Origin of the sequence: Paraburkholderia panacisoli (genome assembly GCF_008369935.1) — a bacterium.
Classification (GTDB): domain Bacteria; phylum Pseudomonadota; class Gammaproteobacteria; order Burkholderiales; family Burkholderiaceae; genus Paraburkholderia; species Paraburkholderia panacisoli.
Map to the genome: position 1 here is coordinate 1 of NZ_VTUZ01000031.1, position 22,751 is coordinate 22,751.

20 protein-coding genes and 2 tRNA genes are annotated in these 22,751 nt (G+C 65.8%); 7 read left to right on the plus strand and 15 right to left on the minus strand.

Features of this window, described 5'->3' with window-relative positions; translation table 11 throughout:
• Positions 1–257 precede the first annotated feature (257 nt).
• Both FVF58_RS33895 and FVF58_RS33900 read right to left on the minus strand, forming a co-directional pair.
• Positions 258–2,849 (minus strand): DUF6600 domain-containing protein, encoded by a 2,592-nt coding sequence (locus FVF58_RS33895; protein WP_149674105.1) that lies wholly within the window; start codon positions 2,847–2,849, stop codon positions 258–260.
• Between the two features lie 205 nt (positions 2,850–3,054).
• Positions 3,055–3,768, minus strand: a complete 714-nt coding sequence (locus FVF58_RS33900) for an ArsR/SmtB family transcription factor (protein WP_149674106.1) — start codon at positions 3,766–3,768, stop codon at positions 3,055–3,057.
• 221 nt (positions 3,769–3,989) lie between these two features.
• On the opposite strand from FVF58_RS33900, the gene FVF58_RS51685 reads away from it, so the two are divergent.
• Together FVF58_RS51685 and FVF58_RS33905 are read left to right on the plus strand one after the other, a co-directional pair.
• Positions 3,990–4,127, plus strand: a complete 138-nt coding sequence (locus FVF58_RS51685) for a hypothetical protein (protein WP_188131002.1) — start codon at positions 3,990–3,992, stop codon at positions 4,125–4,127.
• Between the two features lie 180 nt (positions 4,128–4,307).
• Complete coding sequence (locus FVF58_RS33905) at positions 4,308–4,814, plus strand: acyl-CoA thioesterase (RefSeq protein ID WP_149674107.1); 507 nt, start codon at positions 4,308–4,310, stop codon at positions 4,812–4,814.
• 166 nt (positions 4,815–4,980) lie between these two features.
• Here FVF58_RS33905 and fumC read toward each other — a convergent pair whose 3' ends face one another.
• The 5 genes from fumC to FVF58_RS33930 all read right to left on the minus strand — a co-directional run bounded on the left by fumC (position 4,981) and on the right by FVF58_RS33930 (position 11,657).
• Entirely contained in the window at positions 4,981–6,381 is a 1,401-nt protein-coding gene (gene fumC / locus FVF58_RS33910) for a class II fumarate hydratase (protein WP_149674108.1), read from the minus strand.
• Positions 6,382–6,396: 15 nt separating this feature from the next.
• Entirely contained in the window at positions 6,397–7,977 is a 1,581-nt protein-coding gene (locus FVF58_RS33915) for a phospholipase D family protein (RefSeq protein WP_246217287.1), read from the minus strand.
• A 372-nt stretch (positions 7,978–8,349) separates the two neighbouring features.
• Positions 8,350–9,309: a ketopantoate/pantoate/pantothenate transporter PanS gene (gene panS / locus FVF58_RS33920; protein WP_149674110.1), complete on the minus strand. Its 960-nt coding sequence runs from the start codon at positions 9,307–9,309 to the stop codon at positions 8,350–8,352.
• A 427-nt stretch (positions 9,310–9,736) separates the two neighbouring features.
• Positions 9,737–11,149, minus strand: coding sequence for an MATE family efflux transporter (locus FVF58_RS33925; protein ID WP_149674111.1), 1,413 nt, complete (start codon positions 11,147–11,149; stop codon positions 9,737–9,739).
• A gap of 286 nt (positions 11,150–11,435) precedes the next feature.
• Positions 11,436–11,657, minus strand: coding sequence for an RNA-binding S4 domain-containing protein (locus tag FVF58_RS33930; protein ID WP_149674112.1), 222 nt, complete (start codon positions 11,655–11,657; stop codon positions 11,436–11,438).
• A gap of 289 nt (positions 11,658–11,946) precedes the next feature.
• Between FVF58_RS33930 and FVF58_RS33935 the strand changes: the two genes are divergently transcribed.
• The 3 genes from FVF58_RS33935 (at position 11,947) to FVF58_RS33945 (ending at position 15,248) form a co-directional block, all read left to right on the plus strand.
• Positions 11,947–12,411 carry a hypothetical protein gene (locus FVF58_RS33935; RefSeq protein ID WP_149674113.1) on the plus strand — a complete coding sequence of 155 codons (465 nt, stop codon included), beginning with the start codon at positions 11,947–11,949 and terminating at the stop codon, positions 12,409–12,411.
• A gap of 131 nt (positions 12,412–12,542) precedes the next feature.
• The gene (locus tag FVF58_RS33940) at positions 12,543–12,806 is read left to right on the plus strand and encodes a hypothetical protein (RefSeq protein ID WP_149674114.1); all 264 of its coding nucleotides are present in this window, start codon (positions 12,543–12,545) and stop codon (positions 12,804–12,806) included.
• Positions 12,807–13,118: 312 nt separating this feature from the next.
• Positions 13,119–15,248 carry an ATP-dependent helicase gene (locus FVF58_RS33945; RefSeq protein WP_149674201.1) on the plus strand — a complete coding sequence of 710 codons (2,130 nt, stop codon included), beginning with the start codon at positions 13,119–13,121 and terminating at the stop codon, positions 15,246–15,248.
• A 193-nt stretch (positions 15,249–15,441) separates the two neighbouring features.
• On the opposite strand, the gene FVF58_RS33950 is transcribed toward FVF58_RS33945, so the two are convergent.
• From FVF58_RS33950 to fdxA, 8 genes are all read right to left on the minus strand, one after another.
• Positions 15,442–16,212, minus strand: a complete 771-nt coding sequence (locus FVF58_RS33950; RefSeq protein WP_149674115.1) for a DUF4088 family protein — start codon at positions 16,210–16,212, stop codon at positions 15,442–15,444.
• A gap of 415 nt (positions 16,213–16,627) precedes the next feature.
• Positions 16,628–16,951, minus strand: a complete 324-nt coding sequence (locus FVF58_RS33955; RefSeq protein WP_149674116.1) for an AzlD domain-containing protein — start codon at positions 16,949–16,951, stop codon at positions 16,628–16,630.
• Positions 16,948–17,709, minus strand: coding sequence for an AzlC family ABC transporter permease (locus tag FVF58_RS33960; RefSeq protein ID WP_149674117.1), 762 nt, complete (start codon positions 17,707–17,709; stop codon positions 16,948–16,950). Before FVF58_RS33960 ends, FVF58_RS33955 begins: the two co-directional genes overlap by 4 nt.
• A 361-nt stretch (positions 17,710–18,070) precedes the next feature.
• The gene (locus FVF58_RS33965; RefSeq protein ID WP_149674118.1) at positions 18,071–18,901 is read right to left on the minus strand and encodes an AraC family transcriptional regulator; all 831 of its coding nucleotides are present in this window, start codon (positions 18,899–18,901) and stop codon (positions 18,071–18,073) included.
• A gap of 99 nt (positions 18,902–19,000) precedes the next feature.
• Positions 19,001–19,477, minus strand: coding sequence for a CreA family protein (locus tag FVF58_RS33970; RefSeq protein ID WP_149674119.1), 477 nt, complete (start codon positions 19,475–19,477; stop codon positions 19,001–19,003).
• Positions 19,478–19,743: 266 nt separating this feature from the next.
• A tRNA-Asn gene (locus FVF58_RS33975) sits at positions 19,744–19,819 on the minus strand.
• Between the two features lie 62 nt (positions 19,820–19,881).
• Positions 19,882–19,957, minus strand: a tRNA-Asn gene (locus FVF58_RS33980).
• Positions 19,958–20,073: 116 nt separating this feature from the next.
• Positions 20,074–20,397 (minus strand): ferredoxin FdxA, encoded by a 324-nt coding sequence (gene fdxA / locus FVF58_RS33985; protein ID WP_149674120.1) that lies wholly within the window; start codon positions 20,395–20,397, stop codon positions 20,074–20,076.
• Between the two features lie 301 nt (positions 20,398–20,698).
• On the opposite strand from fdxA, the gene pncB reads away from it, so the two are divergent.
• Together pncB and FVF58_RS34000 are read left to right on the plus strand one after the other, a co-directional pair.
• Positions 20,699–21,895: a nicotinate phosphoribosyltransferase gene (gene pncB, locus FVF58_RS33995; protein ID WP_149674121.1), complete on the plus strand. Its 1,197-nt coding sequence runs from the start codon at positions 20,699–20,701 to the stop codon at positions 21,893–21,895.
• 164 nt (positions 21,896–22,059) lie between these two features.
• On the plus strand, positions 22,060–22,722 hold the full coding sequence (locus FVF58_RS34000) for a LutC/YkgG family protein (RefSeq protein ID WP_149674122.1): 663 nt from the start codon (positions 22,060–22,062) through the stop codon (positions 22,720–22,722).
• Positions 22,723–22,751 lie beyond the last annotated feature (29 nt).

Below are 22,751 nucleotides of genomic sequence, written 5' to 3' on the forward strand. Positions count from 1 at the left end.
CCGTGTCGGCTGAACCACCTCCTGGACAACCTCGACTTCGTCCATCATGTACACCTGTCCATTTAAAATTTGAATGGACATGATCGTCGGGCTGCCCGGCTTGCCGTTCAAGATGCCTTCGCCGGGTGCTTACATTTGAGCGCGCGACGGCGGCCGGTTTCGGTCGTGCAACGAAAAAACCCGCGATGTGAATCGCGGGTTTTTTTATGCTGCCGTTCGCGTGCGCCGTTACGCGCGGGATCTTTGGTCGGCCGTGCTCAGCTCTTGTGATGCTCGTCGCGGTTGCCGCCGCCGGAATGCTGCTCGGCGTGTTGCTGCTGCGGTTGCGGACGCGGCTGCTGCACCTGCTGCGGACGCGGTTCGGGGCGCGGCTGTTGTACCGGCTGCGGCCGTGGTTCAGGACGCGGTTGCTGAACCTGCTGCGGTCGTGGTTCGGGGCGCGGCTGTTGCACCTGCTGCGGCCGTGGTTCAGGACGCGGTTGCTGAACCTGCTGCGGTCGTGGTTCGGGGCGCGGCTGTTGCACCTGTTGCGGCCGTGGCTCAAAACGCGGTTGCTGCTGTTGCACCTGTTGCGGCTGCGGCTGCGGCTCCGGCCGCGCCATCTGCATCGGTTGTGGACGAGGCGCCTCACGCCGCTGCTGTGCCTGCGTTTCAGCTTGCCGTTGCGCCTGCTGCCGCGCCTGAAACTCCTGCTCACGCGCCTGCTGCTGCATTGCCGGATTTTCCCCCGGACGCGGCACGGCATGCTGTTGCATTCCCGCGTTCGCCTGCACGTTGGGACCGGGCTGCTGGCCGAAACCTGGCCGCCCCGGCTGTTCCGGCGGACCGCCCCGCTGCTGCGCCATCGGCGCATGCGGCTGCGTCCAAACCGGCTCGTGGCCGCCATTCGCACCCGGCTGCCGACCCGCCTGCTGCGGCATCCCCATCCCATGCTCCTGCGCATAACCCGCCGGGTTGCCGCCACCCGCTTGCGGCGGCCGCGGCACACCATTCGTCGGATGCGCCATTTGGCCCGGCTGCTGCGGGCGCTGATTGCTGACCATCTGCGGTGGCATCCCCGGTCGAGCTTGCGGCTCGCCCGCATGCGGCACCTGACCGGCGCCAGCGCCTTCGCCCGGCCGCTGTCCCGCCTGCTGCATGGCATTGGGCGCACCAGGCATCGGTGCACCCGCCGCCGCGCCCGGCGGCCGTCCCGCGATATGCGACTGCACGACCCGCACGTTCTGCGCCGGCAGCGCGCCTGGCCCGCCCGCCATATGCGCGGGCACCGAGGTCCGCACGATAGGCTGACCGCCGCCCGGCACCCGTCCGCCGCTTTGCGCGAAACGCTGGGCGAGGCTGTCGTGATAAGCGGCCGGCATCGCGGGACTGCGCGTCGCCACCACCGGACGCGTGATCACGCCCGCCGGCGGCCGGTAATTCGCGTTGCGCAGACCCGGCCCGAAGCTCTCCCGCACCGGCGCGATCCCCGGCCCGCCCGGGTTGAACCGCGCGTTGTGCCATTGCCCCGGATCGACCTTCTGCGCGAAGCGTCCGACCGGCTGCCCGTGCACGAACGCCGTCGCCGGCACGGCAGTCAGGCCGCCGCGCGCGCGATAGTTGACGTACGTGTTGTGGATGTTCACGTTGCGGTTGTACTGGTTGACGAACGTGTTCCGGTTGACGCGGTTGTAGTAACCCTCGCTCCAGTGATCGTGGCCGCCCCAATGCGGATGCCACCGTTCGCCCGGGCCGAGCGGGAACCACGCGACGCCGGCCGCCACGATCCCGCCGACCGCCAGATTCACGCCCCAGTCGGGCACGCCACCGCCTTCGTCGTCGCCGACGAAGGCGACCAGGGCCGGCGCATAGACCGGCGGCGCGTCGGTTACGACCGGTCCCGGCACCCACGCCCACGTGTCGTCCATCTGCACCCAGCGGCCGTAGTGGTACGGCGCGAAGCCCCACGGCTGGTCGTCGACCCAGGTCCAGCCCCACGGCGCCTGCCAGACCCAATGGCCGTCATGATAGGGCGCCCAGCCGGCGGGCGTGGCGCGCGGCACCCATACTTCGCCGTATTGCGGGCTGCTGCGCCACGTGCCGTTGGCGTCGAGATCCTGATAGCCGGGCACGTCGCGCGACACATACTGTGCCGACACCGAGCGGTCCTCCGCGGCGTCGCGGCTCACGGCCCATTGATCGAGGCTGTCGAGGCCGGGCACCTGGTTGTCGGCAAGCTGTTGCAGGCTGGTGCCGCCGAAGCGTATCTGCCGGCCGGCCGTAACGGGCACCTCGCCGCTGTCGCCGTACACGGTCGCGCTGCCGCTGCGCACGGTGACGGTGGTGCTGCTGCCGTCCGGTGCGACGTCGACGCGGTAGTCGCCGGGCCCGTTCACGCCGAGCGCGATGTTCGGCGTGTCGATTTCATACGACGAACCCGGTGGCAGTTCGCGCACGCGGGTCGACAAGGTGCCCTGCGCGACTTTCAGCTGGGCGCTGTTGTCGTCGAGATTGAGCACGTCGAGGCTGGTGGACTCGCCGAGCCGCACCGCTGTCGAGCCGATGTGCATCTCGGAGCGCGCGTTCTGGTCGTTCCAGAGCTGGTCGCCGCTGGTGAGCGGGCGGTTGATCTGTGCGTAGGACCAGTCGGTGGCGCCGGCGGGCTCGGTGGTCACGGTGCCCGCCGTGTAGTTCAGCCGCGCGATGCGCCCTGGCGGGTCGGTATTCTGGCTGGTCGCGGCGTCCTGGGGCGCAGATGGCATGTCCTGCGCCAAGGTGGCTTGCGTAGCGCACAGCAGGACAGCGGCGGCGATCAGCGTGTAGCCCGGCAAGCGGTGCGTCGAAAGGGGGTGGGCGGTGACTGTTCTCATGACTTATCTCCAACGGACACAGCGATCTGCTCGGTCCGTAAGTCACTCTACCCGCGGCGTTTGTTTCAAGGCCCCCACTTTTGTAAGGCCGCGGCATCGGCGTGTAACAAAAAGTCTCGCGTCCGGCCGTCCGCCGGTTTTGATACGGCAGTTGACCCGATTCACGGCGCAACTGTCGGGGTCGCCGCTCGCACCGGCGGGCGACTCACGCCCCCAGAAACGCATCGAAATGACGGTGGCCCGCCGGCGTGACGCGCAGAATGCGCGGCCGCTCGGTCCGTTCGACCCAGCCGTGCATCGACCACGCGTCGAGCAACGCCGCGCCGAGCGCGCCGCCAAGATGCGGACGCCGCTCGCTCCAGTCGGGGCACGTGCACGCGAAGCGGCGCCGGCGGCTCCTCTGGGCGGACAGGTCGATGCCCCATTCGGCGAAGCGCGCGGCGCCGTCGGCGGTGGCCTCGAGCGTGGTGCCGTGCAGCGTCAGCAGACCGCGCTCGACCAGCCGCTCGAACACCTGCACCGACAACTCGCCCGCCATGTGGTCGTAGCAGGTGCGGGCGTAGCGCATGTCGAGCGGCACCGTGCGCGCCGGACGCGGCGTCGCGCGCTGCGGCGCGCTGACTTGCGCGACGTTGGCGAGCGCCTCGATCGACGCGGCAATGTCGGGCGATGCGATCCGGAAGTAGCGATGCCGGCCGCGCACTTCGAGCGCGAGCAGGCCGCCGTCGGTGAGGCGCGCGAGATGCGCACTGGCCGCCGACGGCGAGAGTCCCGCGATCATCGTCAGTTCGCCGGCGGGGCGCGCGCTGCCGTCCATCAGCGCCCACAGCATCGCGGCGCGGCCCGGATCGGCGAGCAGCGCGCCGATCCGGCTGAGGCCTGGAAAATGGTTCGGTTCGTCGGTGAGGGTGGCGGCCATCGGGCGTCTCCAAGGGCGGCGCGCGAAGCGCCATAGAGTCCACTGTAATGGGCTTCGCTATTCGATGTTTCAGCTTAGCGTGAACAATGGCATGCCGAGGCTACGAAAATCCGGCAGTGCTGGGCGGGGTTCGTATCGGCCTGGACTGCCGCGCTGCGCCGCGGCGTCGCGACCGCTTGCCAGGCTAGAATCGAAGTCTGTCTTTGCAGGAACACGTTGTCATGAAAACTTTTCTTGCCGTCGCCGCCGCGGTCCTGCTGTTCTCCGCCTGCGCGCTGGGCGGCGCCGGGTCCGGTGCCGGCTCCGGCAGCATCAACATGTACGGCACGATCGACGAAGGGATCAGTTTCCACAAATAGGCGCACGATCCAGCGCGAGCGCCGCTCACCTCAAGCGGAAATTTCATCGAAAGCTAGTCGAAAGACTCGCGCGCTCACCGGCAAAGATTCGGCGGCGCAGGCCGTCCAAAGCCGCCACGCCGTCAATATTGCGCTCGTATAATCGCCCCCTTTCAATGCATCCGATTGACCGGAGTCAAGATGAGCACCCCTCCTGTAGCGCCGCTGGACCGTTCGGAAACCACTTTCCGCTTTCTTGCCGAGCCGAGCTCGGTCAACTTCGGCGGCAAGGTGCACGGCGGCGCGCTGATGAAGTGGATCGACGAGACCGCGTATGCGTGCTCGGCGGTATGGTCGGGACGCTATTGCGTGACGGTCAGCGTGGGCAATATTCGCTTTCGCCGGCCGATTCTGGTCGGCAATCTGGTCGAATTACGCGCGCGGGTCGTGGCGACGGGCCGCACCAGCATGCACATTCACGTATCGGTGCAGGCGGGCGACCCGAAGGGCGGCGAACTGCTGCAAACCACCGATTGTCTGATCGTGATGGTCGCCGTCAACGAGAACGGCCAACCGGTGCCGGTACCCGCTTTCGTGCCGCAGAGCGAGGAGCAGAAACGCCTCGCAAAGTACGCGATAGACGTGAAGGAAGCGCTCGACGCCATCGTCGAACTGAAGCCGGACGAAGTGGCGCAGGGCAAGATTTAAGCGGCGCATTCGAGGGGCGCTGTTCCAAGGCCCCTGAAGGCCCGCGAGGGCCGCGCGAACCGTGGCGTTCGCGCAGCCGTTGATTCAACGTCATTTGCGGCGGGCGCGAAGCCCGCGCATGAGGGACCAGACCGTCACGCCGGCAGCGCGACGGCTCGCCCCGGCATCACACCGCCGAATTCCCAACCATATCCTTCGGCCGCACCCATTCGTCGAACTGCTGCTCGGTGACGAAGCCGAGCGCGAGCGCCGACGCCTTCAGCGTGGTGCCTTCCTTGTGCGCCTTCTTCGCGATCTGCGCGGCCTTGTCATAGCCGATGTGCGGATTGAGCGCCGTCACCAGCATCAACGACTCGTTCAGCAAAGTATCGACGCGCTCGCGGTTCGGCTCGATGCCCACCGCGCAGTTGTCGTTGAAACTGTGCGCGCCGTCGGCGAGCAGACGAACCGATTGCAGCACGTTGTGCGCGATCATCGGCCGGAACACGTTCAGCTCGAAGTTGCCGCTCGCGCCGCCGATGTTCACCGCGACGTCGTTGCCGAACACCTGTGAGCACAGCATGGTCAGCGCTTCGGACTGGGTCGGGTTGACCTTGCCCGGCATGATCGAACTGCCCGGCTCGTTCTCCGGAATCGACAGTTCGCCGAGCCCGCAACGCGGGCCGCTCGCGAGCCAGCGAATGTCGTTGGCGATCTTGTTCAGGCTCGCCGCGACGGTCTTCAACGCGCCGTGCGCGAACACCAGCGCATCGGCCGCGGCCATCACCTCGAACTTGTTCGGCGCCGACACGAACGGCAGGCCGGTCAGCTTGCCGATGGCGGCCGCCACCTTGTCCGCGAACTGCGGATGCGCGTTCAGACCCGTGCCGACCGCGGTGCCGCCTTGCGCGAGTTCGTACAGATGCGGCAGCGCCGATTCCACGTGACGGATGCCGTGCTCGAGTTGTGCGACGTAGCCCGAAAACTCCTGGCCGAGCGTGAGCGGCGTGGCGTCCTGCAAGTGCGTGCGGCCAATCTTGACGATATCGGCAAATGCCTTCGCCTTGCCGTCGAGCGTGTCGCGCAGCGTTTTCAGTGCCGGCAGCAGATGCTTGACGATCGCGTACGCGGCGGCCACATGCATCGCGGTCGGGAACACGTCGTTCGACGACTGGCCGCGATTCACGTCGTCGTTCGGATGCACCTTGCGCGCTTCGCCGCGCTCGCCGCCGAGCAGCTCGCTCGCGCGGTTCGCGATCACCTCGTTGAGGTTCATGTTGGTCTGCGTGCCGGAGCCGGTCTGCCAGACGGCGAGCGGAAATTCCTCCGGATGCTTGCCGTCGATGATCTCGTCGGCGGCCTGCATGATTGCGCGAGCCTTGCTTTCGTCGAGCACGCCGAGGCCGAGGTTCACCTCGGCGGCCGAGCGTTTAATGACGGCCAGCGCGGTGATCAGCTCGGGCGACTGCTTCTCGGTCGAAATACGGAAGTTCTGCAGCGAGCGCTGAGTTTGCGCGCCCCACAGACGCGCGTTCGGCACGGCGATTTCACCGAACGTGTCACGCTCCATTCGTACGTCTTCGGTCATGTTTCACTCCGCTTCTCAAAGTTCTGCGTTGACAGGCAATAGGGAGAATAGTCCCGTTAGCACGTTCCGGTATAACCCGGCTTGTGGATCGAAAATGTAGGTGCGGCGCGTGCCGTTCTCGACGTCGCTCCACACGAGCGGCGAGAGCGGCGCGCCGATCGAGCGCAAATAGGCGAGCTGGGCGTCGTCGGCCAGCGTGACGCGATAGCTTTCCTCGGGCGACGTGCCGTGCTCGAAGATGCGCGCGACCTGGTCCGCGAGCTGCGCACTATGGATCACCAGCGCCAGTTCGGTGTTCAGATGGGCCGAGCGGGGGTCGAGGTTCATCGAGCCGATCACCAGAATCTGGTGGTCGATCACGTAGGTTTTCGCATGCAGGCTGGCGCGCGAACGCGAGCCGGCGATGCCCGCGGTCGGGGTTTCCTGGCGCGGCTTGAATTCGTATAGCTCGACGCCTTGTTGCAGCAGCGGCACGCGATACGGACTGTAGCCCGCCTGCACGGCGACCGCGTCGGTCGCGGCGAGCGAGTTGGTCAGCACGGCGATGCGCACGCCACGGTGCGTGAGTTCGCCGGCCGCCTTGACGCCGGCATCGTGCGGCACGAAGTACGGCGACACGATCAGGAAGTCGTGGCGCGCGTCGTGCATCAATTCATGCAGCCGCTGCATCGGTGGACTGACGTAGTCCGGCGACGGATGCTCGATCTTTTCCGGCAGGTCCGCCTTGAATTCGGCGGGCGCCCAGATGAGGCCGAGTTGCTCGCTCGTGATCTGCGACGCGAGCGGCGTCGCGTTCAGGGGTTTCGCGTTGTACGGATCGGCGTTGGTGCGCCAGTGCTGGCGCAATTCGTCGCGTGTCTGATCGAGTTCCTTCGCGTCGAACTTCTGTTTGTTCAGCGCCCGCAGCGGATACGAAAGGCTGCTGTTCCAGTAGTCGTCGAAACTCGCCGAGATGTCGGCGGTGATCGGGCCGGCGGCCAGCACGTCGAGGTCGCGGAACTGCAGCGTTTCGCTCGCGCTGAAATACTCGTCGCCGAGATTGCGGCCGCCGACGATCGCCAACTGGTTGTCCGCGATCATCGCCTTGTTGTGCATGCGGCGCGTGAAGTGGCCGATCTGTGTGAACAGGTTCGTAGTGCGTTCGAACATGCCTTCCTGCGCGCTGCCGAACGGATTGAACACGCGGATCTCGATGTTGTCGTGCGAGTTCAGGCCCGCCATCACCCGGTCGATGTCCTTGAAGTTCAGATCGTCGACCAGCATGCGCACCCGCACGCCGTGATCGGCCGCGTACAGCGCGGCGCCGAGCAGCAGCTTGCCGGTGGTGTCCTCGTTGGCGATGTAGTACTGCATTTCGAGGGTTTGGGTCGCCGCGCGCGCGAGTGCGATGCGCATCTGCAACGCGTCGGTGCCGTTCGACAGCACACGAAAACTCGATTGCCCCGGATGCGCGGCTTCGAGCGGCGCGAGCGCGGTGCGCAGCGGGGTGGTCGCGGTGGCGGGCAGCGCGTGGGTGACCGGACGGTCGAACGCGGTGGCGGGCGGCTTGCTTGCGCAGGCGGTCAGTATTGCCGCCGCGCAGCACAGCAGGAAAATATGTCTCGTGGTCCCCCAGGGGGACTTCGTTCTGGGTGTGCTGAATGCGCGCTTGCCTTGTAGTGCGCTTCGGTTCTGTTCGTGATGCCCCGGCACGCTGTCGTCCCCTTGTTTGCAAGCTTCTCGTGACGGCAGCGCGGATGCTTGCTCACGTTGTCGAGAAAACCATTCTAAGGGGAATTGGGGGCAGGCGGTTTCGTGCTGCCGTGTGAGCGCGGTGACGGGACTTCTATGGCGGCCAGATTGCGCGGCGGCCTTTGCCGGCACGTGATGAGCGTGCCGACAAAGAGCGCAGTTGAGTCTATGCGCTCATGTCGAGCGCTGCCGCAACCGCCTTTTTAAACTGTGATCGCGGCGCGCGCCGCGTGCGCGTTAGCCGCGCCCGGCGTTCAACGCGTGCTCGCCGTCCGCATGCGTGGAGCCTTTCGCGGGACGTCCCGCCCAGTGGCCCGCGAGCAGCGAGCCGGACAGGTTGTGCCACACCGAGAACAACGCACCCGGCAAGGCTGCGATCGGCGTGAAATACAGCTTGCCGAGCGTCGCGGCGAGGCCCGAGTTCTGCATGCCCACTTCGATCGCGAGGGTGCGGCAGACGGCTTCGTCGAAACCGAGCAGACGCCCGCCCCAGTAACCGCCGAGTAGGCCGATGCCGTTATGCAGCACCACGCCCAGCATCACGACCAGGCCGACCGACGCGATGCTCTTCTGCGTGCCGCCCACCACCGCGCCGATGATCAGCACGATCGCGACCATCGAGACCAGCGGCAGGATCGGTTCGATCTTGCGCACCGTCTTGCTGAACAGATGGTTGATGATCAGGCCGACCACGATCGGCAGCGCGACGATCTGCAGGATGCTCATCAGCATGCCGTGCACGTCGACGGCGATCGACGCGTCCACGTAAAGACGCGTGAGAAGCGGCGTCGCGAACACGCCGACGAGCGTCGACAGCGCGCTGATCGTCACCGACAACGCGACGTCGCCGCGCGCCAGATAGATCATCACGTTCGACGCCGTACCGCTCGCGACGCTGCCCACCAGCACCATGCCGGCGGTCAGGTCCGGCGGCATGCGCAGGGCCTTGGCGATCACCCAGGCGGCGAGCGGCATCACGAGGTAGTGCAGCACGATGCCGGCGAGCACCGGCGCGGGCCGCGTGAAGACGCGCTGGAAATCGGCCACGGATAACGTGACGCCCATCGCCAGCATGATGATCGTGAGCAGCGTGGTGACGTGCGGCGCGATGCCCGTGAACGACGCGGGCGAGAAGTACGCGGCGATCGAAACGAGCACGGCCCAGAGCGGAAATAAGCGGGTGACGCGGGCAAGCATGACGGGTGGTCCTTGGTTATGTTTTATCGCGAGAATCGAGGGTGCGTCGAGCGGCCGAGTGGGCCAGCCGCAGCGGCGGCGTTCGGAAGTCCGCCGCGCGAACGCGGCGAACCGGGCGGGCAGTGGTGAGCCTGCGGGCGGCGCTGGCCTTTGTGGGGCGTGCCAAGCGGAATCCCGGCGCGTGGCGCGGGTGGGCGCCGGTGGGCCGGGATTGGCATTTTACCTATTGGCGGCCGGGCGGCTGTGGAGGACGGGTCGGTCCTTGTTGAGGGCGTTGCGGTGGCTGGATTGAATGAGGCGCTGGTGATGCTTCGTCGTTTGGATGTCTCGCGCGAACGAGTCGGCACGAGCGCATCCGAACTGGCAAACGGCAAACGGCAAACGGCAAACGGCAAACGGCAAACGGCAAACGGCAACCCGCCCGCGCTCAACCCGATCCAACAGGCGGCGTCACAGCCGCCGCCGGCACGCGCCGCAAGCTCAGCCTATGAAACCGCAGCGTCATCAGAAGCGCGACGCTCGCGAGGCCGGCCGCGAGCCCCCACCACAAACCGCGCGCGCCGAGGCCAAAGTGAAACGCCAGCGTATAGCCGGTCGGAAAACCGATCACCCAATAACCGAACGCCGCGGCGATCATCGGCACCCGCGTGTCCTTCAGCCCGCGCAGGCAGCCCGAACCGACCGTCTGCATGCCGTCGACGATCTGGAATATTGCCGCCACGCCCAGCAGCGAACTCGCCAGCGCGACGGTCGGCGCGTTGGCCGGGTCGTCGAGATGCAGATAGAGGCCGACGATCCAGTGCGGCGCGGCAATCAGCACGATCCCCGACAGCGTCATGAAGCCGACGCCCAGCGCCAGCGCGACGAAGCCCGCATGGCGCGCGGCCAGCGGCTGCCCGGCGCCGGCCCAGAAGCCGACCCGGACGTTGGCCGCCTGGCCGATCGCGAGCGGCACCATGAAGGCCACCGACGCGACGTTCAGCGCGATCTGATGCGCGGCCAGCTGCGACTCGCCGAGCAAGCCGACCATCAGGCCGGTGGCGAGAAAGAGCGTCGACTCGACGCCATAAGTGATCGCGACCGGCCAGCCGATGCCGAACAGTTCGCCCATCAAAGGCACGTTCGGCCGCGTCGCGACGACGAAATGGCGGAAGCGCGGCCGCAGATGGAGCAGCGCCATCAGCACGAGCGCGGTCAACCAGACGGTGATCGAGGTCGCGGCCGCCGAGCCCAGAAAGCCGAGCCGCGGCAGCCCATAGGCGCCGTGGATCAGCCCGTAATTCAGGAACGCGTTGACGCCGACGCTTACGATCGACACCCACAGCAGGCGTCGCGCCGCGCCGATCGCCGGCAGGAACGAGCGCATCAGGCCGACGCCGATCAGGCTGGCGGGCGCGCCCCAGCGCAGCACCGCCGCGTATTCGCCGACGTTGTGCGCGAGTAGGCCCGGCTCGCCGAACGCGAGCAGGATCCGCGACGCGAACGACAGCAGGATGAACGCCGGCACCGACAGCAGCACCGACAGCACGAAACCGGTCCAGTAGATATGCGGCACGCGGCCATCGTCCTGCGCGCCGCGCGCGTGCGACACGCTCACGCTGACGGAAGTCAGCACGCCCTGCAGCAGCGTCACCACGACGAAGAACAGGTTCGCGCCGAGCCCGCCGGCGGCGAGCGCATCGGGGCCGAGCGAGCCGAGCAGGATGGTGTCGGTGACGCTCATCGCCATTTGCGAGAGCTGCGCGATCGCGAGCGGCGCGGCGAGCCGGGCGGTGTCGGCCGCGTGGCGGGAGTAGGTCGGCGGCCGGGCGGCCACCCGGGTGAAGCCGGATTGAGTCATGAAGCGCTTGACGGCGGAAGTGGCGGCAGTGTCACGGGGCAGGCGTGCGGCGCGCGTCGCTCGCTTCGCCCGCTGGCGGCGGCGCGTTGCAGCGGCCGCGCGTTCAGCTGTGGAGAAGGAAAGCGCGCTGCGTTCGCGAGCCGCTCGTGCTGGCCAAAGGGTTTGTCTGTCGAAACCAACAGCTTATTGCGTCGCCCCGGCGATGTCGATGGAAGACGCACGATTCTGGTGCGCCCGGTGCTGCGAATTTCCGGACTGCCGGTGGGGCGGGGCGGTGGACGCAGCCTCAGTGGGCCTCGTGGACCGCGATCCGCGTATCGCCGAGCAGCACGACCTGGCCCGCGCGGATTTTGCAGGTCTTACGAGTCTCGACCTGTCCGTCGACGGTTACGGCGCCGTCCGCGACCATCATTTTGGCCGAGCCGCCGCTGTCCGCGAGCCCCGTTATCTTCAGGAGATTGTGCAGTTCGACGTAGTCGCCGGTGAGCGTGAAATCGAGGTTGGGCATGGCGTTTGCACCTTCAGGCAAAGGGTTCGCATCATAAGGCACAAGCTTGCCCTGGATGAAGCTCGCGGTGTGCGCGGCCCCCGCGCAAGCAAATGCAAGCAGTTGTTATCCGATTGTCGGAAAGTGAAACGTTGCGTAACACGGATCGTACATCGCAGAGTTCGCTCGTAAAGTGCGGAAACGTAGCAGAGATTGCTGGGTTTTCATCGAAACCCCCAGCGACCAGAAGACCGGGCGAGGTAGGCCGGACACGACGCCCGCGTTACGACAACCTTAGAGAGGATTAGCCATGACCCAGATTCGTTCGCTCCTGATCGGTACCGCCCTCACGGCTTTTGCCGCCACCGCCGCTGTGGCACAGACCGCGCAACCGGCAGCAGGGCTCGGTGGCCAGGCTCAGATGCAGACGCAAGGCGCCGATGTCGCGCCTGCCGCTCCCGCCGCGCAGGGCGTGCAGCCGGTGACGCCGGTGACGCCGGCGCCGACCCGCCTGACGGCGTCGGGTTCGACCGACCCGCTGGTGCAAAAGCGTGATGCCAACGCGAAGGCGAATGCGGAATATCGCGCGTCGAAGAAGGCGTCGAAGGCGGAAATGAAGGATCAGCAGAAGGCCGCCAAGACGCAGTACAACGAGCAGGTGCGCGACGCGAAGATCAATCAGAAGGCGGATAAGCAGGCCGCCAACAACGAAATGAAGATGAACATGGAAGGGCAGGCTGCGGCTCAGGCCGATGGCGCTGATGTGAAGCACTAAACCGGCGGCCACGCGGTGAAGCGTCGGGGTGGCGGGAGGCGTTCGCCGTCACGCCGTGCTTTCCTCTGGTCGGGATGCAACTGTCGGGCGGGGGGCGCAGCGCTTCGCACTACGTTTGAGGGAGGTGTCGGATGAGTATCACCAGGTCCACGAAGAACCGGATTTATGCCGCGTTGATTGCGGGTTGTCTGTCGTCGGTCGCATTCGCGCAGGCGAGCGACCCGGCGGCGGCGCCCGTCACCCACGCTGACAAGAAGGCCGCGAAGGAGCAGTCGAAGGCGGACAAAAAGGCCGCGGTCGCGCAGGCCAAGGCGGACAAGACGAAAACCGACGCTCAGGCCGACGCCGACAAGGCCAATGCCGATGCCAATCTGAAGGACGCGAAGAAGCAGTAGGTGTGCGCGCCGCAAGCTGGGAAGGTCGATGTCACGTCGTCCGCTTCGCTTGCGAAACAATGAACGGCCCGTGGCGCGAAAAGGCGCGCACGGGCCGTTTTCTTTCCGGGTCTGTGCCTCCGCGTGAAGTCCGACCTCGCGTACTTTGCCGCGACTCGCGCGGGGCCTATCCCCGTCGAGCCATCGCAGTTACAAGCCGGTTCGGCTCCGCTCCCAGATAGTCGTCAAAAAAAGGGTCGCTTGTCGCCGATGGTTGTATGGATATACAGTATGCGTCGCCATCCTGTATCCATCCAAACGTCCAGACCCACCGTGCTCTCCGTCGCCGAATCTCCGCCGCCGTCCGACACCGCCGCCTGGCTCGCGAAGCTCAACGACGCCCAACGCGAAGCCGTCGAGTATGGCGCCGACACGCCCAACGCGCCCCCCGGCGCGCTGCTGGTGATCGCGGGCGCCGGCTCCGGCAAGACCAACACGCTCGCGCATCGGGTCGCCAATCTGGTGGTCAAGGGCGCCGATCCGCGCCGCATCCTGCTGCTGACTTTTTCGCGCCGGGCGGCGCTCGAAATGACCCGCCGCGTCACGCGCATCGCCGGCGCGGCGCTCGGCGCGCGGGCCGCGCTCGCGCAGGGGCTCACGTGGTCGGGCACGTTCCACAGCGTCGGCGCGCGGCTGCTGCGCGAGTACGCCGATCTGATCGGTCTCGCGCCATCCTTTACGATCAACGACCGCGAAGATTCCGCCGATCTGATGAACCTGGTGCGCCACGAACTCGGGCTGTCCGCGAAAGAGCGGCGCTTCCCGGCCAAGGGCACGTGCTTTGCCATCTATTCGCGCGTCGTGAACACCGGGGCGTCGCTCGGCCAGGTGCTCGACAACGCGTTTCCGTGGTGCCGCGAATGGGAAGCCGACCTGCGCATGCTGTTCGCCGCGTATGTCGACGCGAAACAGAAGCAGAGCGTGCTCGACTACGACGATCTGCTGCTCTACTGGTCGCACATGGCCGCGGAGCCGGCCATCGCGGCCGACCTGTCGGCGCGCTTCGACCACGTGCTGGTCGACGAGTATCAGGACACCAACCGTCTGCAGGCGTCGATCCTGCTCGCACTGAAGCCGGACGGGCGCGGCCTGACCGTGGTCGGCGACGACGCGCAGTCCATCTACTCGTTTCGCGGCGCGACCGTGCGCAACATTCTCGATTTCCCCGCGCAGTTCGACCCGCCCGCACGGCAGGTCACGCTGGAGCGCAACTACCGTTCGACCGCGCCGATCCTGGCCGCGTCGAACGCGGTGATCGAACTGGCCAGCGAGCGTTACACGAAAAATCTGTGGACCGACAAGGCGTCGGCGCAACGCCCGCGTCTGGTCACGGTCGCCGACGAAGCCGACCAGGCCCGCTATATCGTCGAACAGGTGCTCGAAGCGCGTGAGCAGGGGATGAAGCTGAAGTCGCAGGCGGTGCTGTTTCGCGCTGCCCACCACAGCGCCGCGCTGGAGATCGAACTGACCCGGCGCAACATTCCGTTCGTCAAGTTCGGCGGACTGAAGTTTCTCGATTCGGTGCATGTGAAGGACGTGCTCGCGGTGCTGCGCTGGGCGGAGAATCCGCGCGACCGCGTCGCCGGTTTTCGCGTCGTGCAGTTGCTGCCGGGGGTGGGGCCGGCCACCGCGGCGAAGGTGCTCGACGAGATCGTTGCGCGCGCGGGCGGCGGCAATCCCGTCGACACCGCCGCGAGCGCACTCGCCGCGTTTGCCGCGCCCGCTCGCGCGCAGGAGGACTGGCATCCGTTCGTCAAGCTGATGTCGAGCGTGTACGGACGGCAGACGCCGTGGCCCGCCGAGTTCGAGATGGTGCGGCGCTGGTACGAGCCGCATCTCGAACGCAATCACGAGGACGCTGCGATCCGTCATGCGGACGTGTTGCAGATGGAAAGCATCGCGGGCACGTATGCGTCGCGCGAGCGCTTTCTGACCGAACTGACGCTCGATCCGCCCGATGCCACCAGCGACGAATCCGGCGTGCCGCTGATCGACGAGGACTACCTGATCCTGTCGACGATTCACTCGGCGAAGGGGCAGGAGTGGCGCAACGTGTTCGTGCTGAACGGTGTCGACGGCTGTATTCCGTCCGATCTCGGCACCGGCAGCGAGGATGAGGTCGACGAGGAACGGCGGCTGTTATACGTGGCGATGACGCGGGCGAAAGAGGATCTGCACATCGTGGTGCCGCAGCGCTTTTACGTGCACAACCAGACGCATATGGGTGATCGTCATGTGTGGGCGTCGCGCACGCGCTTCATTCCTGCGCATCTGATGCCGCTGTTCGACGCTTATGCGTGGCCGCGCGTGCCGGTGCCGAGCGCGCCGACGGCAGCGGGGCTCGCGGCGGCCGCGAAGGCGAAGGTCGAGATTGGCGCGAAGCTCAGGAAGATGTGGGATTGAAGCGCGAGGCGGGGGTTGGGGTATCGGGCGCAGGCGAAGTATGGCGTAAGCGCTTGCGTCGCAGAACCGGGGCGAGTTCTTTGGGCCGCGGAACCGCAGAACCGCAGAACCGCAGAACCGCAGAACCGCAGAACCGCAGAACCGCAACGCTGTAGCCCAGCCGATGTCCGCTGCCGCCCCCCCAAGCTCGAACTCAGCGCGACTGTCGTTGCTGCTGTTGCTGCGGCACGGGACGCGGCGGCACGAAGAAGTTGCGCAGCCACGCCGCGAGGCGTGAAAACACGTCATACGGCTCTTCGACGAAAATCTCCGGCTTGAGCAGGCGTAGATACTCCATGATCTGCTGCGCTTCCTGCTTCTGGAACGAGCCATGCGAGATGCCCAGCCGCAGCAGCCCGCGCAGTTCGCCGAGCTTCTCGCGCGCGGTGCTGCCCACGTTCGTCTCGCACGCCACTTTGGCCTCATAGACCCGCTGACGCAACGATTCCACCAGCCGCCATGCGGGCGTCTGCATGACTTCCTCGAGTGCCTGGATGTCCTGCGCCGCGCTTTTGATCTGCGCGGCGAGCGGGTCCACCAGCGCTGCATCGCCTTCCGCTTCCTTGACGATCGCCGCCGCCCAGTCGCGGCATTGCTTGGCCAACTCGTCCGGCGTCCATTCCGAGCGCGCTGCAAAGCCGAAACCGAACTCGCCCGCCTGCCGCATCAGAATTGCGACGACATCCGGGAATTCCTTGTCGAGCGTGCGCTTGGCCCATGCGTACTGGCCGCCCTGCAGCATCCGTTGGACCGCGTGTTCGGTCAGCGGCACCATGTTGTCGAGCAGCTTGGCGCGCAAGAAGTCCTCAAACGACGGCGTCGCGAACTGCGGGTCGAGCTTCAGCGAAACCCGCAGAAAAGCGTCGAAGTCCTTGCGCAGCGACGCAAGGGTCTCGTCCTTGAGCTTGAGGGTGATTTGACCCATGTGTTATCCCGTTTGGTCCTGCCGCACGGCCTCGTCACGTCGTCCGGCCGCGCGGACTTTGGGCGACGCGACGCCAGATGCCGACGCGGTTGATTCCTGCCTGTTGCCGCGTAACCAGCGGGATGAATCCCGATGCGCGGACCTCGACTTCTTATCGGCGGATTGGACGGAAACTTGAGGGGGTGCGGGTGGTGGCGGGGCGCATTAGAGGGATGCGTCGTTAGCTGGATGGGTCGCTTGCCGCGTGTCGCGGGTCACGCAAGCCGGCCGATGTGGGTGTTGAGGCCGTGCGGGCGGCGGGCGAAGGCTTTGGAGGGAGGGGAGGCGCCGCGAACTGGGTGCGTCGCTGTCGTGCGTAGCATGTGACGCGGGGTGGACGGCACATGTGTCGACGCCGCCGCGCGGCGGCACGTACCTAATTGAGCACGACGCATTGCCAGACAAAGAACACTGTCAGGCCGACCGCGATGGTCAGCAGTGGCCGCCGCGTCAGCGCGCTGACGACGACAGCGGCCAGCGCGCCGACCAGCTGCGGATTGCGCCAGCTCAGTTCGGCATGGGTGCCGTGCGGCGAAACCGCCATCGGCACGATGAGCGCCGTCAGCACGGTAACCGGCACGAAACCCAAGGCCGTGCGCACCAGTGGCGAAAACACCAGCCGGTCGCCGAGCACGAACACGGCCGCGCGGATCACCCACGTGATGACCGCCATGCCGAGGATCAGAACGACGTAGTTCATCGGGCGGCCTCCACGGTTTCGCGCGAGCCGCGCAGGTTGGGGCGCGACATCGACAGCAGCACGCCGACCGCCACGCCCGCGAACACCGCGCCGAGCAAGCCCAACTTGTACGGCCACGCCTGCCAGAAAAAGGCCAGCGTGCCCGCGGTCGCGGCGGCCGCGATGTAGCGCACCGCGACGAGTTGCGGTACGACGATCGCGATGAAGGTGGCGACCATCGCGAAATCGAGCCCGAGCGATTGAAGGCCGGGGAAGGCCGCGCCGAACAGCAGGCCGGCGATGGTCCACAGCTGCCAGTTCAGGTACATCGCGAGACCCGCACCGAAGAAATAGTGTGGACCGACCGTGCCGGGTTCGCGATGCCGGTAGTGTTCCCACGCGACCGCGAAGACCTCGTCGGTGAGCAGCGCGCCGAGCGCCCAGCGCCAGCGGGCCGGCAGATGCGCGACGTAGGGCGCGAGCGTCGCGCTATACAGCACGTGACGCAGATTGACGACGAGCGTGGTGGCCCAGACCACGGCGAAACTCGCGTGGCCGGCTATCAGGCCGAGCGCGATGAATTGCGCGGAGCCGGCGAACACGACGAGCGACATCAACTGGCCGTGCCACAGATGCAGCGGGCCGGATGCGACGAGCGTGCCGAAAATGACGCCGAACGGCGCGGCGCCGACCATCATCGGGATGATGTCGCGTGCGCCGGCCGTGAATTCCTTGATGTGGCCTGTGCTGACGGGCTGGCCTTGGGGTGAGTGGGTCAATCCTGCCTCCTTGATTTGGCAAGGATAGCCAAGGGGGGTAGGGCGGGCTTGTACGTTCTTGCGCTGAATGGGCGTGCGCGCGCGGTTCGGGGTGATGGTAGCGATGGGCGGCGGTGGCGAGGAATGGTGGAAGTGCGGCAAGCGGAGTGCGAGGGGCACGGGACGGGGGAAGAGGCAGGATGGGAGGCGAGAGGATGAGAGGCGAGGGAGCGAAGGCGAGGGAGCGAAGGCGAGGGGCGCAGGGCGGAGGAGCGGAGGCGAAGGGCGGGGACAAGCGGCAAGAGGGCAAGAGGGCAAGGGGCAAAAGCGCCGAAGCCAGCCCGCAACGCGTAGCGCCCCGCCCCCACGCTTCAACGCCGCCTCAAACCCCCTGCCACCGACCAGGCGGCACCCCGAACATGCGCCGGAAATGCCGCGTGAAATGGCTCTGATCGGTGAAGCCGCTAGCCGCGGCGACATCCGTTACCGAAACCCCCGCGCGCAATGGCGCCAGCGCGCGTTGCAAACGCACCTGATTGCGCCACGCGTGAGGCGGCAAGCCGGTCGCGCGGGTGAAAAGGCGCGCCGCGTGAAACGGCGACAACCCCGCTGTCCGCGCCACCTCCGCAAGCGTAACCGGCTCGACGAGATCGCCAGTCAGACGCTCCTGCATGATCGCGACGCGAGCATCATCGGCGGCGATATGCATGGCCGCCGGTTGTGTGCGCGAGTAGCGGACCAGCAGCGTGGACAGCGCGTCGAGCATCGCGGCTTCGGCGGCAAGCGCATCGTCGCCCGTCTCCAGCAGTCGATGCGCGCACGCGAGCCGCATTGCCAGATCGGGGTCGCGAATCACACCGGGCGCAAACCACGGCTGCGCCTGCGGCTTGCCGCCGACTTCATTGGCGAGGTCGTGGATGAAATCCACCGGCGCATACAGCACGCGATACCGCCAGCCCGCCTCGACCGCCTTCGAGCCCGTGTGCAGTTCGCCGGGATTGATGATCGGCACGCTGCCGGCCTCGGCGACATAGTCGGAACCGCGATATCGATAACCCTCCGCACCCGCGACGATCACCGGGATCGTGTATGCATCGTGCCAATGCGGCGTGAATTCGTGATCGTGATATTCGGCCGTGAGCAGGTCGGCGCCGGGCAGAAGCGGCGTGCGCCAGTAGCGGGCGGAATCTCGGAAACGATGGGCGGCTGTCATGATGAAGGTCCGGCTGGACCGGTCAGTGTAGCGCGTCGCGAGCGCTCGCGGCGTGGGCCATTTGCTTGCGCCGCGAGGCGTCTCGCCGTAAGCCGGCGCTTACTTGACGGGGATCGTTGTGCCGGACGGCATCGGCACGGCGCTCACGCTGTTTTTCGCGCTGCCGCTGACGACCCGGTCGCTATAGGTGAGGTACACGAGCGTGTTGCGCTTCGCGTCGACCACACGCACCACATGCAGCGACTTGAAGATCAGCGACATGCTCACGGAGAACACGTCGTCTTGCTGCTTCACCGGGCCGGTGAAATGAATCGCACCGACCTGGCGGCATGCGATTGACGCCTCGGTCGGATCTTCAGCAATCCCGAGCGTGCCCTTGACGCCGCCGGTGCGCGCGCGCGACACATAGCAGGTCACGCCTTGAACGATCGGATCGTCATAAGCCTCGACGACCACCCGGTCGGAGCCTGTGATGTGGAAGTTGGTATTGACGCTGGCGACTTCTTCGCTGTGTGCTGAAGACAGTAGCATGGCGGTGGCGGCTGCAAGCGCGATGCGCAATGAGATGGGTTTCATGGATTGCCTGCCGAGGTGAGCGCCTGGGTTGGGCGCGAGACGCGCCGGGATACCGCCATCGTATAACGGCATGCTCCGAAGAGGGTCGGGGCCTATGAGCCAGATGACGCACGCTGGCTCGCGGCCGGCTCATCAACAAGTTAGCGGGCGGCAAAAACGTCAGCGGCGAGCGAGTCACGCCGCGATCCGCCATCGAGAAATACGTGACGCGCAAAACTGACCGTGCAAAACAAAAGGCCCGCACGGATGCGGGCCTTTCAAAATTTTGGCTCCTCGACCTGGGCTCGAACCAGGGACCTACGGATTAACAGTCCGGCGCTCTACCGACTGAGCTATCGAGGAACAGCAGTACAACTTGATCTACATAAAAAAACCCGTCTTGGTTAACGGGCTTTTGCAATTCTTGGCTCCTCGACCTGGGCTCGAACCAGGGACCTACGGATTAACAGTCCGGCGCTCTACCGACTGAGCTATCGAGGAACAGAACAACAACAGCAGAGAAGCGAAATTGTAGGGGCAGCTTTTGCACCTGTCAATACCCTGCGTTCATCTCTATTTTGTCGGATTGCCGCGGGGCGTGCGACAGGCGGTTGCGCTCAGCGCGCGAGCAGCGCGAGCTTTTCCTTCACGTCCTTGAACTCGTCGGCTTCCGGCAGCGGCGCCTTGGTCTTGGTGATGCTCGGCCAGCTCTTCGCCAGATCGGCATTCAGCTCGATGAAGTCCTGCTGGTCGCCCGGCACATCTTCTTCGGCATAAATGGCGTTCACCGGGCATTCGGCTACGCACACGGCGCAGTCGATGCATTCATCGGGGTCGATCGCGAGGAAGTTGGGACCTTCGCGAAAGCAGTCCACCGGGCACACATCGACGCAGTCGGTATAGCGGCACTTGATGCAGCTTTCGGTCACAACGTGAGTCATTCAGGCAGCTCCTGCATGCGGAATCAGGGAAGGCGCAAACGCCAAAAGCGCTATTGTAACGTAACGTCAAGTGGCGCATGCAGCATCGGCCAACGCCTTTTATATGTTTTCGTGATTAGTTTATGACCCCCGGCAAGGGACTTTCTTCAGGCGCCCAGCTAGAGCCCGCCGGCGCGCTGAAGCCTGACGCATTCGGGTAACATGCGACAGGTCGGCGCATGGGTGCGCCACAGGCGCACGGGTGAGTCAGGCCTTTTGAGTCGGGCCTTTTCGTTTTTTCAGCGATCCAGTTCGCACCATCATGATTATTACTTCGCTGCTCGATACCGATCTGTACAAGTTCACGATGATGCAAGTGGTGTTGCATCATTTTCCCGCCGCGAACGTGGAGTACCGTTTCCGCTGCCGCACGCCGAATGTCGATCTCGTGCCGTATATCAGCGAGATTCGCGACGAAGTGCGCAAGCTCTGCGACCTGCGCTTCACCGACGACGAGCTCGACTACTTGCGGCGCATGCGCTTCATCAAGGGCGACTTCATCGAGTTTCTCGCGCTGTTCCATCTGAACGAGAAATACATTTCGATCGAACCGTCGCCGAAGGGCAATGGCGAAATCGACATCGAGATCAAGGGGCCGTGGCTGCATACGATCCTGTTCGAGATTCCGATGCTCGCGATCGTCAACGAGGTCTATTTCCGCAACACGCAGCAAACGCCCGACTACAGCGAAGGGCGCGGGCGTCTCGTCGAAAAGATGCAATTGCTGGGCGCGCGGTCCGAATTCGCCGACTGCAAGATCGCCGACTACGGCACGCGCCGCCGCTTCTCGAAGCAATGGCACGAGGAAGTGATCCTCACGCTGAAAGACGGTCTCGGCGAGCAGTTCGCCGGTACCAGCAACGTCTTCTACGCGATGAAGCACAATCTCACGCCGCTCGGCACGATGGCGCATGAATACCTGCAGGCCTGCCAGGCGCTCGGCCCCCGGTTGCGCGACTCGCAGACCTTCGGCTTCGAAATGTGGGCGAAGGAATATCGCGGCGACCTGGGTATCGCGCTGTCCGACGTGTACGGCATGCAGGCTTTCCTGCGCGACTTCGACATGTACTTCTGCAAGCTGTTCGACGGCGCGCGTCATGATTCCGGCGACCCGTTCGACTGGGGCGAGCGCCTGCTCAAACACTACGAGGCGAACCGCTGCGACCCGCGCACCAAGGTCCTCGTGTTCTCCGACGCGCTCGACATTCCGAAGGTGCTGCAACTCTACGAGCGCTTTCGCGGCCGCTGCAAGCTGGCCTTCGGCGTCGGCACCAATCTGACCAACGACCTCGGCTATAACCCGCTGCAGATCGTCATCAAGATGGTTCGCTGCAATGGTCAGCCGGTGGCGAAGCTGTCGGATTCGCCGGGCAAGAACATGTGCGAAGACAAGGCCTACCTCGCGTATTTGCGGCAGGTGTTCGGCATCGCCCAGCCTGACGAAGAGGCGGCGAAATAACGCGCTTCACGCGCTGCGCGGGTTCATGCAACGGCTAGCGTGGTCATCACTTTGAACGCGCGGGCGCCGCCTCGCAATATGCCGTTCGGCCAGGGTGTTCGCGCGAAGGTCGGCCGGTATAATCCTCGTCACTTCGCACGGCTGTCGACATGAGGATCTCGCATATGGACACATCGATTGCCCGCCGCAACATCCTGGCGCGCATCCGCGCCGCGCAAGGACGCGAGCCCGAGCCGTCGGCTGCCGAGCGCGACGCCGCGGCGGACTATCTCGAGCGTCATCCAGCCGGTCCGCGTCCGGAGATGTCGGCCGACCTGAGCGCTCGCTTCATCGAAGAAGCGCAGAAATTGGCGACCACGGTCGACACCGTTCAGACGCTTGCCGATGTGCCGGCCGCAGCGCATCGCTACCTCACGCATCACGGGTTGCCGCTCCAGGCTATCGCGTGGCAAACGCTGCAGGATCTGCAGTGGGCCGAAGCCGGCCTCACCGTTGAATTCCGCAAGCCGCAAGACGGTGACCTGGTCGGTCTCACCGGCTGCTTCTGCGCCACCGCCGAGACCGGCACGCTCGTGCTGCTGTCCGGGCCGCAAACCTACGCATCAGCCGGCCTGCTGCCGGAAACGCACATTGCCATCGTGCCGGCTTCGCGCATCGTCGCGGGGCATGAGGAAGCGTTCGGCCTGATCCGCAAAGAGCGCGGCGAACTGCCCCGCGCAGTCAATTTCGTCTCCGGGCCCTCGCGCACCGGCGATATCGAACAGACCATCGTGCTCGGCGCGCATGGCCCGTACCGGGTGCATGTGATCGTCGTGCAGGGTGCCTGAGCGAGTAGCGCGGCTACGCTCCAGCGCGC